General features: G+C 73.0%; 13 protein-coding genes. 11 read left to right on the top strand and 2 right to left on the bottom strand.

The window, feature by feature from the left end:
* Positions 1-59 precede the first annotated feature (59 nt).
* From ACEZDE_RS01520 to ACEZDE_RS01495, 6 genes are all read left to right on the top strand, one after another.
* Positions 60-536 carry an Lrp/AsnC family transcriptional regulator gene (locus ACEZDE_RS01520; protein WP_380530829.1) on the top strand — a complete coding sequence of 159 codons (477 nt, stop codon included), beginning with the start codon at positions 60-62 and terminating at the stop codon, positions 534-536.
* Positions 537-543: 7 nt separating this feature from the next.
* Positions 544-1,515: a threonine ammonia-lyase gene (locus tag ACEZDE_RS01515; protein WP_380530827.1), complete on the top strand. Its 972-nt coding sequence runs from the start codon at positions 544-546 to the stop codon at positions 1,513-1,515.
* 45 nt (positions 1,516-1,560) lie between these two features.
* Positions 1,561-2,724, top strand: a complete 1,164-nt coding sequence (mqnE, locus tag ACEZDE_RS01510; RefSeq protein ID WP_380530824.1) for an aminofutalosine synthase MqnE — start codon at positions 1,561-1,563, stop codon at positions 2,722-2,724.
* A gap of 21 nt (positions 2,725-2,745) precedes the next feature.
* On the top strand, positions 2,746-3,270 hold the full coding sequence (locus tag ACEZDE_RS01505) for a GNAT family N-acetyltransferase (protein ID WP_380530822.1): 525 nt from the start codon (positions 2,746-2,748) through the stop codon (positions 3,268-3,270).
* A gap of 117 nt (positions 3,271-3,387) precedes the next feature.
* The gene (locus ACEZDE_RS01500; RefSeq protein ID WP_380530819.1) at positions 3,388-3,732 is read left to right on the top strand and encodes a DUF4229 domain-containing protein; all 345 of its coding nucleotides are present in this window, start codon (positions 3,388-3,390) and stop codon (positions 3,730-3,732) included.
* A 21-nt stretch (positions 3,733-3,753) separates the two neighbouring features.
* The gene (locus ACEZDE_RS01495) at positions 3,754-4,776 is read left to right on the top strand and encodes a LacI family DNA-binding transcriptional regulator (RefSeq protein ID WP_380530816.1); all 1,023 of its coding nucleotides are present in this window, start codon (positions 3,754-3,756) and stop codon (positions 4,774-4,776) included.
* A 153-nt stretch (positions 4,777-4,929) separates the two neighbouring features.
* Here the strand turns inward: ACEZDE_RS01495 and serC are convergent, their stop codons facing one another.
* Positions 4,930-6,048 (bottom strand): phosphoserine transaminase, encoded by a 1,119-nt coding sequence (gene serC / locus ACEZDE_RS01490; RefSeq protein WP_380530813.1) that lies wholly within the window; start codon positions 6,046-6,048, stop codon positions 4,930-4,932.
* A 159-nt stretch (positions 6,049-6,207) separates the two neighbouring features.
* The gene (locus ACEZDE_RS01485; RefSeq protein WP_380530810.1) at positions 6,208-7,308 is read right to left on the bottom strand and encodes a citrate synthase 2; all 1,101 of its coding nucleotides are present in this window, start codon (positions 7,306-7,308) and stop codon (positions 6,208-6,210) included.
* Between the two features lie 325 nt (positions 7,309-7,633).
* On the opposite strand from ACEZDE_RS01485, the gene pdxH reads away from it, so the two are divergent.
* The 5 genes from pdxH to fsxC all read left to right on the top strand — a co-directional run bounded on the left by pdxH (position 7,634) and on the right by fsxC (position 12,903).
* Positions 7,634-8,260, top strand: a complete 627-nt coding sequence (gene pdxH / locus ACEZDE_RS01480) for a pyridoxamine 5'-phosphate oxidase (RefSeq protein ID WP_380531197.1) — start codon at positions 7,634-7,636, stop codon at positions 8,258-8,260.
* A gap of 173 nt (positions 8,261-8,433) precedes the next feature.
* Positions 8,434-8,607 carry a hypothetical protein gene (locus tag ACEZDE_RS01475; protein WP_380530807.1) on the top strand — a complete coding sequence of 58 codons (174 nt, stop codon included), beginning with the start codon at positions 8,434-8,436 and terminating at the stop codon, positions 8,605-8,607.
* Between the two features lie 23 nt (positions 8,608-8,630).
* Complete coding sequence (locus ACEZDE_RS01470) at positions 8,631-10,973, top strand: FxsB family cyclophane-forming radical SAM/SPASM peptide maturase (RefSeq protein WP_380530804.1); 2,343 nt, start codon at positions 8,631-8,633, stop codon at positions 10,971-10,973.
* Between the two features lie 36 nt (positions 10,974-11,009).
* Entirely contained in the window at positions 11,010-11,732 is a 723-nt protein-coding gene (locus ACEZDE_RS01465; RefSeq protein ID WP_380530802.1) for a TIR-like protein FxsC, read from the top strand.
* A gap of 19 nt (positions 11,733-11,751) precedes the next feature.
* Positions 11,752-12,903 (top strand): FxsC protein, encoded by a 1,152-nt coding sequence (gene fsxC / locus ACEZDE_RS01460; protein WP_380530799.1) that lies wholly within the window; start codon positions 11,752-11,754, stop codon positions 12,901-12,903.
* The last annotated feature ends 5 nt before the right edge of the window (positions 12,904-12,908 follow it).

Below are 12,908 nucleotides of genomic sequence, written 5' to 3'. Positions count from 1 at the left end.
AGTCTTCGATTCCGGATAATGTCGCCTGGTTGCCCAACGATCGGAAGGCGCGGTAGTTCATGGACGCGGTGGACAGACAGCTCATCCAGGCTCTTCGCGAGAACGGCCGCGCCTCCTACGCCGAACTGGGACGGCTGGTCGGCCTGTCCGGACCGAGCGTCACCGACCGCATCAACCGGTTGGAGCAGGCCGGGATCATCACCGGCTACCGGGCCACCGTCAACCCGGCCTCGCTGGGCCTCGGCGTCACCGCGCTGATCGGCCTCCAGCTCTCGGACGCGGCGGACCACGAGGACGTGGCGCACCGGCTGAAGGACCTCAGCGAGGTCGAGGACTGCTGGTTCATCGCGGGCGACGACTCGTACATGCTGAAGGTCAGGATGCCCGACGTGGACGGTCTTGAGTCCATCGTCAAGCGGCTCTCCGGAACCAAGGGCGTGGCCAGGACCAGGACCACCGTGGTGCTCTCCACCAAGTGGGAGAACCGTGCGACCGAGCTGCCCGACACCGACGTCCTGACCGACCGGAAGGCGTGAGCCCGCGATGGCCCTGGTGACCCTGGACGAGCTGCGCGCCGCACAGAAGCGCATCGCCTCGGTGGCGGTGCGGACCCCGCTGGTGCCCTGCCCCTGGGCCGGTACCGACGCCCACACGCTGCACCTGAAGCCGGAGAGCCTGCAGCCCACCGGCGCGTTCAAGATCCGCGGGGCGTACAACCGGCTGGCCGTGCTGACCGCGGAGGAGCGGGCCCGCGGCGTGGTCGCCCAGTCCAGCGGCAACCACGCCCAGGCGGTGGCCTACGCGGCGCGGGAGATGGGGATCAAGGCCGTCATCGTGATGCCGGACACCTCCCCCGCGGTGAAGGTGGAGAACACCCGCTCGTTCGGCGCCGAGGTGGTGCTGGTGCGGATGCACGAGCGCGACACCACCCCGGCCGAGCTGGCCGCCGAGCACGGCTACGTCTGGGTGCCGCCGTACGACGACCCGTGGATCATCGCGGGTCAGGGCACGGTCGGCCTGGAGATCGCCGAGGACGCCACCGCGCTGGACCTGGACCTGCGCACGGTGCTGGTCCCGGTCAGCGGCGGCGGGCTGATCAGCGGGGCCGCGGCGGCGCTGAAGCTGACCATGCCCGGGGTCCGGGTGGTCGGGGTCGAACCGGAGCTGGCCGGGGACGCCGCGGAGAGCTTCCGCACCGGCGAGCGCGCGGTCTGGCCGTTCGAGCTGACGCACCGGACCATCGCTGACGGGCTGCGCACCAACACGCTGGGCCTGCTGCCCTGGGAACACGTCCAGGCGTACGTGGACGACATCATCACGGTGACCGAGGACGAGATCCGCGCGGCGGTCGCGGTGCTGGCCCGGCGCGGGCGGCTGGTCGCCGAGCCCTCGGGCGCGGTCGCCACGGCCGCGTACCTGCACCACCCGGAGCAGTTGCCGCCGGGGCGGAGCGTCGCCGCGGTGGTCAGCGGGGGGAACATCGAGCCGTCATTGCTGGCCGAACTGCTGGCGTAGGCTCATCGGGGTTTGTCGTTCGTTGAGGAAAGGGCTGAGGGCCGGATGGACGCAGGACTGAAGCGGGAGCTCGAGGCGAAGGTCTACGCCGGGGAGCGGCTGTCCCGCGAGGACGGCATCGCCCTCTACGAGACGGACGACCTGGCCTGGCTCGGCGGTCTGGCCCACCACGTGCGGACGCAGAAGAACGGCGACGTGGTCCACTTCAACGTCAACCGCCACCTCAACATGACCAACGTCTGCGCGGCCTCCTGCGCGTACTGCTCGTTCCAGCGCAAGCCGGGCGAGAAGGACGCGTACACCATGCGGATCGAGGAGGCCGTCCGGCTGGCCAAGGCGATGGAGAACGACCAGCTCACCGAGCTGCACATCGTCAACGGCCTGCACCCGACCCTGCCCTGGCGCTACTATCCGCGGTCGCTGCGGGAGTTGAAGAAGGCACTGCCGAACGTCGGGCTGAAGTGCTTCACCGCCACCGAGATCCACTGGTTCGAGAAGATCTCCGGCCTGTCCGCGAGCGAGATCCTGGACGAGCTGATCGACGCCGGCCTGGAGTCGCTGACCGGCGGCGGCGCCGAGATCTTCGACTGGGAGGTGCGGCAGCACATCGTCGACCACGACACCCACTGGGAGGACTGGTCGCGGATTCACCGCCTCGCCCACGCCAAGGGCCTGAAGACCCCGGCGACCATGCTCTACGGCCACATCGAGGAGCCCCGGCACCGGGTGGACCACGTGCTGCGGCTGCGTGAGCTGCAGGACGAGACCGGCGGCTTCCAGGTCTTCATCCCGCTGCGCTACCAGCACGACTTCCACGACTCCAAGGACGGCATCGTCCGCAACAAGCTGCAGGCCAGGACGACCATGGCCACCGGCGCGGACATGATCAGGACCTTCGCGGTGTCCCGGCTGCTGTTCGACAACGTCCCGCACGTCAAGGTGTTCTGGGTGATGCACGGCCTGGACGGCGCGCAGCTGATGCTCAACCACGGCGCGGACGACATGGACGGCTCGGTGGTCGAGTACAAGATCACCCATGACGCGGACGGCTTCGGCACCCCCAACAAGCTCAGCCGCGAGGACCTGCTCGACCTGATCCGCGACGCGGGCTTCCGCCCGGTCGAGCGGAACACCCGCTACGAGATCATCCGCGAGTACGACGGGCCGGTCGCCGACCGCCGCGAGACCCCGCAGCCGATGCGCTTCTAGAACCTCAGGACCCGTCAGACCATGGCACTGCTGTTCACCCTCGACCCGGAGCTGACCCCCGCGCTCCGGGCCGAGATCATCGACCTCTGGACCGACGTCAGCAACGCGGGCGGCGCGGTGGGCTTCGTCCCGCCGGTCACCGCCGAGCGGGTCCGGCCGACCGCGGAGAAGCAGTTCGCCGGTGTCGCCGAGGGCCCGGACCGGTTGCTGATCGGCCGTCAGGAGGGCACCGGGGAGCTCGCCGCCTGCCTGTTCTTCGAGGACCAGCGCTTCGACCTGTTCGCGCACTGGCAACTGCTCAAGCGGGTCATGGTGCACCCGCGGTACCAGGGAGCGGGCTACGGCTCCGCGCTGCTGGCCGAGGCCGAGCGGATCGCCCGCGCGTGGGGCCTGGCCGGGCTGCGGCTGACCCTGCGCGGCGGGCGCGGCCTGGAGGCCTTCTACAGCCGCAGCGGCTACAAGGAGGTCGGTCGGTTCCCCGGCGCCATCCGGGTCGCCCCTGGCGAGGAGTACGACGACGTGCAGATGTGGCTGGAGCTGCGCTGACGTCCGTTCCTCCGGCCCCTGGTGAACGCCATGCCTCCCCTCCGTGAAGATCTGTCCCGGCCGCGTGCTGTACTGGACTGGTCGTCCGGAACCGCTCGGAAGAGAGAGCCCAGCGCCGTGAGCAGCAAGTCACACGCCACCCTCCGCTACACCTCCATGCGCGTCAGCCTGTTCGGGGCCTGCTTCTTCGTCGCCCTGCTGCTGGCCCACTTCAAGATCCTCCCGGTGATGGCCGGCTCGGCGGGCGTCCTGCTGCTGCTGATGATCGCCCTGCTGGTGTCCGGGCTGCTCAGCTACGTCCTGCTGAGCAAGCAGCGGGACCAGGTGTCGGAGCAGGTCACCAGCGGCATCGAGCAGCTCCGGGCGAAGAACGGCGGCGGGCTGAAGAACCGCATCGCCGCGCAGAACGCCGCCGAGGACGCCCTGGACGACGCCGTGCGCGCGGAGCAGGGCACGGCCTGACGCTCCGCGGGAGACGCTGAGGTGACCGGGGCCCGTCCCACCGGACGCGACGTCGCGCGGGCCGCCGGGGTGTCCCAGGCGACCGTCTCGCTGGTGTTCTCCGACAGCGAGGTGACCCGGGCCCGGGTCTCCGCGCCCACCCGCGAGCGGGTCAGGGCCGTCGCCCAGGAGCTCGGCTACCAGCCGCAGGCCGCCGGACGGCAGCTGCGGCTCGGCCGCACCGGGCTGGTGCACCTGGCGGTGCCCAACATCCTCGGCCCCTTCTTCGCCCGGGTGCTGGACGGGGCGCAGGGCGCTGCGACCGGGCTCGGCGTCGCCGTCGTGGTCAGCTCCGGCTGGGACGGCCCCACCCTCGCCCGCGCCCACGGCGACGGCCGGTTCGACGGCCTGCTGCTGTGCTCCCCGGACGACAGCCAGCTCGGCGGGCTGCCCGACTCCGTCCCGGTGGTCTTCCTGGACGCGGAGCCGCCGACCGCGCCCGCGCCGCTGCGCCGGACCCTGGAGCTGGACGTCGCCGGGGGCATGGCCGCCGCCGTGGAGCACCTGCGCGGGCTGGGGCACGTCCGGCTCGGCCATCTGCGGTCGACCGACTCCGCGCACACCTTCCGCTCCCGGCAGGCCGGGTTCGAGCGGGCCGCGCGCGGGCTGGAGGTGCGGGAGACCGGTGTCTCGATCAACGGCGGCCTGGCGGCGGCCCGGACGGCCGGCCGTGAACTGCTGGACCGGCCCGACCGTCCCAGCGCGGTGGTCTGCGACGACGACGTGGTCGCGGCCGGCCTCTACCACGCGGCGGCGGAGCTGGGCCTGCGGATCCCTGACGACCTGTCGGTCGTCGGCATCGACAACATCCTCGCCGCCGCGCTGCTCGCCCCCGGCCTGACCACGGTGGACCTGCCGGGCGAGCGGCTGGGCGGGGCCGGGATGGAGCTGCTGGCGGCGCTGATCGCCGGGGAGGCCCCGGCCGGACCGGACGAGCCGCTGGCCACCACGCTGGTGGTGCGGGGCTCGACGCGGAGCGTCACCCGGTCGGCGGGTACGCTCTGACCCGTGGACCCCAAGACCCGGAGCAGGATCGTGAGCGGCGCGCTGGTGCTGCTGCTGTTGGCCGTCGTGATCGGCGCGCTGGTGCGCTAGCCAGACGCCGAGGGGCCGTCCGGTCGAACCGGACGGCCCCTCGGTCGTGCTCGGCTCCGCTGGTCAGAGCTGGTCGATCACGTAGTCGATGCAGGCGGTCAGCGCCTCGACGTCGCTGGGCTCGACCGACGGGAACATCGCCACCCGCAGCTGGTTGCGGCCCAGCTTGCGGTAGGGCTCGGTGTCCACGATGCCGTTGGCCCGCAGGGCCTTGGCGACCGCGTCCGCGTTGATCGCGGAGTCGAAGTCGATGGTGCCGATGACCTGCGAGCGCTCGGCCGGGTTCGCCACGAACGGGGTGGCGTAGGACGCCTTCTCGGCCCAGGTGTACAGCCGGGAGGAGGAGTCGGCGGTGCGGGCCGTGGACCACTCCAGGCCGCCGTTGCCGTTCAGCCAGTCCAGCTGCTCGGCGAGCAGGAACAGGGTGGCCAGCGCCGGGGTGTTGTAGGTCTGGTCCTTCGAGGAGTTGTCGATCGCGGTCGGCAGGTCGAAGAAGGTGGGGATGTAGCGGCCCGAGGCCGCGATCTCCGCCGCCCGTGCCAGCGCGGCCGGGGAGAAGACGCCGATCCACAGCCCGCCGTCGGAGGCGAAGCACTTCTGCGGGGCGAAGTAGTAGACGTCGGTCTCGGTGATGTCGACCGGGAGGCCGCCCGCGCCGGAGGTGGCGTCCACCAGGACCAGCGCGCCCTCGTCGGCGCCGGCCACCCGGGAGATCGGCATGGCGACCCCGGTGGAGGTCTCGTTGTGGGTCAGCGCGTAGACGTCCACACCGGCCTCGGCCACCGGCAGCGGGTGGGTGCCCGGGTCGGACTTGATCACGGACGGGTCGGCGAGCCAGGGCGCGGCCTTGGTGGAGGCGGCGAACTTGGACGAGAACTCGCCGAAGTTGAGGTGCTGGGACTTCTCCCGGACCAGGCCGAACGACGCGATGTCCCAGAAGGCGGTGGAGCCGCCGTTGCCGAGCACCACCTCGTAGCCCTCGGGGAGCGAGAAGAGGCTGCTGACGCCCTCGCGCACGCGCCGGACCAGGTTCTTCACCGGGGCCTGGCGGTGCGAGGTGCCGAGCAGCGAGCTACCGGTCGCGGCGAGGGCGCTGAGCGCCTCGGGGCGAACCTTGGACGGACCTGCGCCGAAACGGCCGTCTACGGGCCTGATGTCAGCGGGGATCTGGATCTCAGCCACGGGGCGAGCCTACCGGCTCGGGGGTGGCCCGTAGAGGGAGGTCCGTCCAATGAGACGCCGACAGGTGACCACCCAGGGGCGCGGGGAACTGCGCGGCCAGCCGTGCACCTCCGTGCAGGTCCGGCCGCGCAGTTCCCCGCGCCCCCAAAAAAGCCCGCCCTAGCGGGCGATGTCGTCGAAGCCGTCGACCTCGTGCGGGCTGCGGCTGGTCGGGCCCATGTAGCGGGCGGCGGGCCGGACCAGACGGCCCGTCCGCTTCTGCTCCAGGATGTGCGCGCTCCAGCCGGCGGTCCGGGCGCAGGTGAACATCGAGGTGAACATGTGCGCCGGGACCTCGGCGAAGTCCAGGATGATCGCGGCCCAGAACTCCACGTTGGTGGCCAGGACGCGGTCGGGGCGGCGGGCGTGCAGCTCCTCCAGGGCGGCCTTCTCCAGCGCCTCGGCGACCTCGTAGCGCGGCGCGGCCAGCTCCATCGCGGTGCGGCGCAGCACTCGGGCACGCGGGTCCTCGGCGCGGTAGACGCGGTGGCCGAAGCCCATCAGCCGCTCGCCCTTGTCCAGCGCGTTCTTGACCCACGCGGTGGCGTCGCCGGTGCGCTCGATCTCCTCCAGCATGCCGAGCACGCGGGAAGGCGCGCCGCCGTGCAGCGGTCCGGACATGGCGCCGACCGCGCCGGACAGCGCCGCGGCGACGTCCGCGCCGGTGGAGGCGATCACCCGGGCGGTGAAGGTGGAGGCGTTCATGCCGTGCTCGGCGGCCGAGGTCCAGTAGGCGTCGATGGCCTGGACGTGCTTGGGGTCGGGCTCGCCGCGCCAGCGGATCATGAAGCGCTCGACGATGGTCTCGGCCTTGTCGATCTCGCTCTGCGGGACCATCGGCAGGCCCTGGCCGCGGGCGGACTGGGCCACGTAGGAGAGCGCCATCACGGCGGCCCTGGCGAGGTCGTCGCGGGCCTCCTCGGAGCTGATGTCCAGCAGCGGTTTGAGGCCCCAGGCCGGGGCGAGCATGGCGAGCGCGGACTGCACGTCGACGCGGATGTCACCGGAGTGGATCGGCAGCGGGAACGGCTCGGCGGCCGGGAGCCCGGGGTTGAACCGGCCGTCGACCAGCAGGCCCCAGACGTTCCCGAAGGAGACGTGGCCGACCAGTTCCTCGATGTCGACGCCGCGGTAGCGGAGCGAGCCGCCCGCCTTGTCGGGTTCGGCGATCTCCGTCTCGAACGCTACGACTCCCTCGAGTCCGGGTACGAAATCGGACATCAGGCGGCTCCTCTTGATCGACGTCGATGACTGTGGTGTGGCCAAGTCGTCGGTTGCGGGTACGGCGCGCGCGGTTGCGCGGGGGCAGGCAGGCGTGTGGCACGCAGTGTCAGGGTGGCAGGCACTGGGTGCATTTGGCCAGAGCGCAGGAGGGTGATGCCCCGCACGGGCGCGGGATTGTCCGGACACCCTATCTCTCGACATCGAGATGTTGTAGTGATCAAGGGACCACTTCGGCGGGCGGCCGGGGCATCTGGGGGATGATGTGGGCGTGCAGCCTCAGGAACACGCCCGTCCAGGGCATCCGCAGTCGGCCCTCGCCGCCATGCGCCGCCAGTACCGTGCCGCCGGGCTGGACGAGTCCGCCCTGGCCGCGGAGCCGATGGAGCAGTTCGACCGCTGGTTCGCCGCCGCGGCGACCTCGGGCCTCGACGAGCCCAACGCCATGGTGGTCTCCACCGCCGACGCCGAGGGGCGGCCGAGCGCGCGGACCGTGCTGCTCAAGGGGTTCGACCGGCGCGGCTTTGTCTTCTTCAGCAACCACGGGTCCAGGAAGGGCGCCGAGCTGGAGGTGAACCCGCAGGTCGCGCTGCTGTTCCCGTGGCATCCGCTGGCCCGCCAGGTGATCGTCCAGGGCCGGGCCGAGCGGATCGGCCGGGACGAGACCGCGGCCTACTTCCGCAGCCGCCCGCACGGCTCCCAGCTGGGCGCCTGGGCCAGCGAGCAGTCCCGGCCGATCGGCACCCGGGAGGAGCTGGAGCGGCGCTACGCGGAGCTGGCCGCGCGCTACCCGGAGGGCGCGGACGTCCCGCCGCCGCCGTTCTGGGGCGGCTACCGGGTCGCCCCGTCCAGCGTCGAGTTCTGGCAGGGCCGGGAGAACCGGCTGCACGACCGGCTCCGCTACGAGGCGGCCCCCGGCGGCGGCTGGCAGGTGCGCCGGCTCCAGCCCTGACGGGTGTTTCTGGCCAGAAGCGGTCCAGAAGCAGTCGATGCGGGGACGATTCCGGTCCATCGCCGACCGGGGTCTTGCGACGCGCGTCAACCCCGGCGACCCTGATGCAAGAATCGGCACTCGTCCTGGCGGGATTCGTACGGGGACGATCCTCGGGTAAAGGTTGGTACTCCATGAGCGCATCCAACACACCTGCACGCCGTGAGACCGTCCCGGCGCCGCGACCGCGCAGGACGCCGCTCCGGGCCCTCGACGCGCGCACCACCGCGGCGGACGCCCCGATCCTGGAGCGGGTGCTGCCCGACTGCGACGTGCCCCGGGTCTCGGCCTTCCAGTCCTCCATCTGATCCGCGGGGCCCGCCGCAGCCCGATGGATTCCGAGACGGCGGTATTCCGGCAGTTCGTACTGAAGCTGCACAGCCGCTGCGATCTCGCCTGCGACCACTGCTACGTGTACGAGCACGCCGACACCAGCTGGCGCGGGAAGCCGCTGAAACCGACCCCGGCCACCCTGCGGCGGACCGCCCGGCGGATCGCCGAGCACGCCTTCGCGCACGGACTGCCGGAGGTCCGGGTGGTCCTGCACGGCGGCGAGCCGCTGCTGGCCGGACTGGGCACGATCCGGCTGGCGGCCGAGGCGCTGCGGTCCGAGCTGGGCCGCCGCTGCGCCCTGGACCTGCGGATCCAGACCAACGGGGTGGGCCTGGACCAGGACTTCCTGGACCTGTTCGAGGCCCACCGGATCTCGGTGGGGATCTCCCTCGACGGCGACCGCGCCGCCAACGACCTGCACCGCCGCTACGCCGACGGCCGCAGCAGCCACGACCGGGTGCTCCGCGGCGTCGCGCTGCTCCGGCGGCCCCGCTACCGGCACCTCTACGCGGGCCTGCTGTGCACCGTGGACGTGCGCAACGACCCGCTGGCCGTCTACGCCGCCCTGCGCGCCCTGGAGCCGCCCGCGCTGGACTTCCTGCTGCCGCACGCCACCTGGGAGCAGCCGCCGCTGCGCCCGGAGGGGCCGGGGAGCACCCCGTACGCGGACTGGCTGGGCGTGATCCGGGACCGCTGGCTGGCCGAGGGCCGCCCGGTCCCGGTCCGGATGTTCGACTCGGTGCTGCGCACCCTGGACGGGCGGAGCAGCCTGACCGAGTCGCTCGGCCTGGAGCCGGCGGACCTGGTCGTGGTGGAGACCGACGGGACGCTGGAGCAGGCCGACTCGCTGAAGACCGCCTACGACGGCGCCCCGGCCACCGGCCTGGACGTGTGGACCCACAGCTTCGACGACGCCGCCGCGCACCCCGGCCTGGCCGACCGCAGGCGCGGAGCCGAGGGCCTGAGCGCGACCTGCGGGGCCTGCCCGGTGCTGCGCTCCTGCGGCGGCGGCCTGTACGCGCACCGCTACCGGGCGGACACCGGTTTCCTGAACCCGAGCGTCTACTGCGACGACCTCAAGGAGTTCATCGGCCGGACCGCGGAGCGGCGGACCGCGGAGCGGCGGGGCACGCCGGACCCGCATCCGGCCGCCCCGACCGACGCGCAGCTGGACGAGTTGGCGGCCGGTCCCGGCGGCGCGGGGGTGGTCCTGGAGCTGGCCGACGCGGAGCGGTTCGTCAACGGCCTGCTGCTGGACAACCTGCGGCGGCGGGCGGCGGGCGATCCCGCCGTGGCCGCCGCCTGGGAGCTGGTGCTGCGGCTGGGCGACGAGGCGCCGGACGCGGTGGAGCAGGTGCTCGGCCACCCGTACCTGCGGCCCTGGGCGGAGCGGGCGCTGAGCGGGCGCCGGGCCGAGGGGACGGAGCAGCCGGCCGATCCGGCCGGGCTGGCCGAGCCGGCCGCGGCGATGGCGCTGCGGGCGGGCGCCGCGGTCGAGGTCCCGGTGCCGGTCAGGGACGGGCTGCTGCGGCTGCCGACGCTGGGCGTGCTGCGGACCGGGGCGGTGGACCGGGTGCTGGTGGACGCCGCCGGGCGGTCGGTGACCACCACGGGCGGCGAGCGGCTGCGGCTGGACCGGGACGAGCCGCGCTGGCAGCCGGTGCGGCGGGCCGCACTGCCCGCGGCCGGCGGCCTGGCCGGCTGGACGCTGGCGCTGGAGGACGCCGACCCGGAACGCGACTGCTACCGAAGTGAGCCGTCGGCCCGACTCAACGCCGATGAACTCGCTTGCTGGGAACGGGAGTTGATCGATGCCTGGCGGATGGTCGCGGTCGGGCTGCCGGAGTACGCCGAGGGCCTGCGGGAGGGGCTGTCCGCGCTCACCCCATTGGTCGGACTCCCCGGCGGCCGGCTGCACAGCGCCTCGGTCCGGTCGGCCTTCGGGGCGGTGGGCATCGCCCGTCCCGGCACACCGGAGCTGCTGGCCGAGTTGCTGCTGCACGAGTTCCAACACGTGAAGCTGGGCGCAGTGCTGGACCTGGCGGACCTGTTCGACCGGGGCCACCGGGGCCGGTTCACCGTCCCCTGGCGGAGCGACCCGCGCCCGGTCGAGGGCGCGTTGCAGGGGACGTACGCGCACCTGGCGCTGGGCGACTTCTGGCGGGCCAGGGCGGAGGCCCTGGCCGGCCCGGCCGCCGCCGCGGCGGCCCGGCGCGGCGACCGCTTCCTGGCCTGGACGGCGGAGGTCTGCACCGCCCTGCTCGAATCCGGCGCACTCTCTCCGTCGGGCGTGCGGTTTGTGTCGGTCATGCGCGCTACCGTTGCAGCCAAGCGCTCTTGACGGAGCGTCGGGCAGCTGCAACGGGGGAGGACACAGGTGCAGGAGCGGATAGGCGACCCCGGTCGCGACGGGAGCCCCGACCCCAGGAAGGCGCCGCCGTTCATGCTCAGCTACGCGCGCCCGACCCGCGGCACCGGTGCGGACCTCGGCCCGATCAAGAAGTTCTTCGACGACCTGGGCGAGGAGATCGGCTACATCACCCCGGCCCTGAAGCAGGCCGAATCCGCCGGTTTCGACCAGGAGATGCCGCTCGGCACCGAGTGGCAGCGGCGGCTGGCCTACTACCTGGCGCACTGCCGGGTGCTGGTGCCGCTGCTGTCGCCGCCGTTCTTCGAGAGCGAGTGGTGCGGCAAGGAGTGGTGGGTGTTCAGCCGCCGCCGGGTGGTGACCCGGGCGCCGCTCAAGGACGACGAGCAGGCGGTGGTGCCGGTGATCTGGGTGCCGGTCCCCAGCGGCGGGATGCACCCGCTGGTGCAGCGGCTGCAGTACACCAACCGCTACCTGCCCGCCTCCTACACCAGGGACGGCCTGCTGGCGCTGAGCCGTCGGGACGGCCGCGACCCCGACTACCGGATGGCGGTCAACCACATCGCCACCCGGATCAGCGAACTGATGGAGCACAGCACGGTCGAGCGGGGCCGTCCGGTCAACCTGGCGACCGCGCCCAACGCCTTCGCGGCGGTGAAGGGTCAACCGACCTGGGACCATGTCAGGTTCTGGCACGAGGAGGACCGGCCGGAGCGCCCGGTCCAGGCGTGAGGAAGGGATGGCCACCGCGATGGGGGAGCCCGCAGGCGACACTCCGCCCTGGTTCTTCCTCAGTTACGCGCACCGGCGCGGTGCCGCGCCCGCCGACGTCTGGGTGAGCCGCTTCCACGCCGACCTGACCAGCGCCCTCGGCGCGGGCGGCCCCGGGCCGCACGGCTTCCTCGACCTGCCCGGCGAGGGCGAGACCCGGCGCGGCGAGCTGCGCTCGGCCGCGCTCGGCCGCTGCCGGACCTTCGTCCCGCTCTACTCGCCGGACTACTTCACCGACCTGGAGTGCCACCGCGAGTGGACCGCCTTCCACCGGCGCCCCGCCGCCTCGGGCGACCCGCACGCGGCGGTGGTGCCGGTGCTCTGGGAGCGGCTCTGGGGGGACCGGCCGGGCCGGGTCGCGGTGGACCGCCGGGGCCTGGCCGAACGGTTCGGCCAGGACGGCCTGCGGGCGGCGGCGGCCAAGCCGCGGCTGCGCGAGGAGTACCTGCGCGCGGTGCGGGGGGTGGCCGAGGCGGTCCGGGCCGCGGTGGCGCGGGCGGACCTCGCACCGGGGGATCCCGGCCCGCTCGACGGTCCGCCGGAGCCCTGGCCGGACCACCCGATCGAGCGAACCCTGCGGATCCGGGTGCTGGCCCGCCGCCGCGGCGACCGCCTGCCGCCGGGCTGCGACGACGGGCGCTACGGCGCCAGGGCCCGGGACTGGCAGCCGTACGGGTTCGAACCGGCCCTGTCCGTCGCGGAGTTCGCCGCGCGGCAGGCGCACGCCAGTAACATCCACGTGACCGCGATCGAGGACTTCGAGGAGGTGGCGGCCGACGACCCCGGTCCCGGCACGGTGGAGGGCCCGCAACTGCTGCTGCTGGACCGCTGGGCGCTCTGCGACACCCGGCTGCGCGCCCTGCTGCTGACCCACAACGAACGGCGCAGGCGCCCGCTGGCGGTGATGGTCCCCTGGGACCCCCGGACCCCCGGCGCCGCCGCCCACGAACGCACGCTCCAGGAACTGACCCTGGCCACCCTGGACCGCGCGGTGGGCCGGCCCAAACCCGACTTCGAACCGCTGCGCAGGGGCATCCCCGACGCCGCCGCCTTCGCCGACCTGCTGCCCCGGGCGACCGAGCAGGCACGGCAGGCCTTCTTCGCCCTCAGAAGCATCGACCGAACCAGGTGAAGGAA

Origin of the sequence: Streptacidiphilus cavernicola (genome assembly GCF_042510955.1) — a bacterium.
GTDB lineage: Bacteria > Actinomycetota > Actinomycetes > Streptomycetales > Streptomycetaceae > Streptacidiphilus > Streptacidiphilus cavernicola.
Note: the sequence above shows the minus strand (reverse complement) of the source record. Positions and strands in the feature narration are given on the sequence as shown.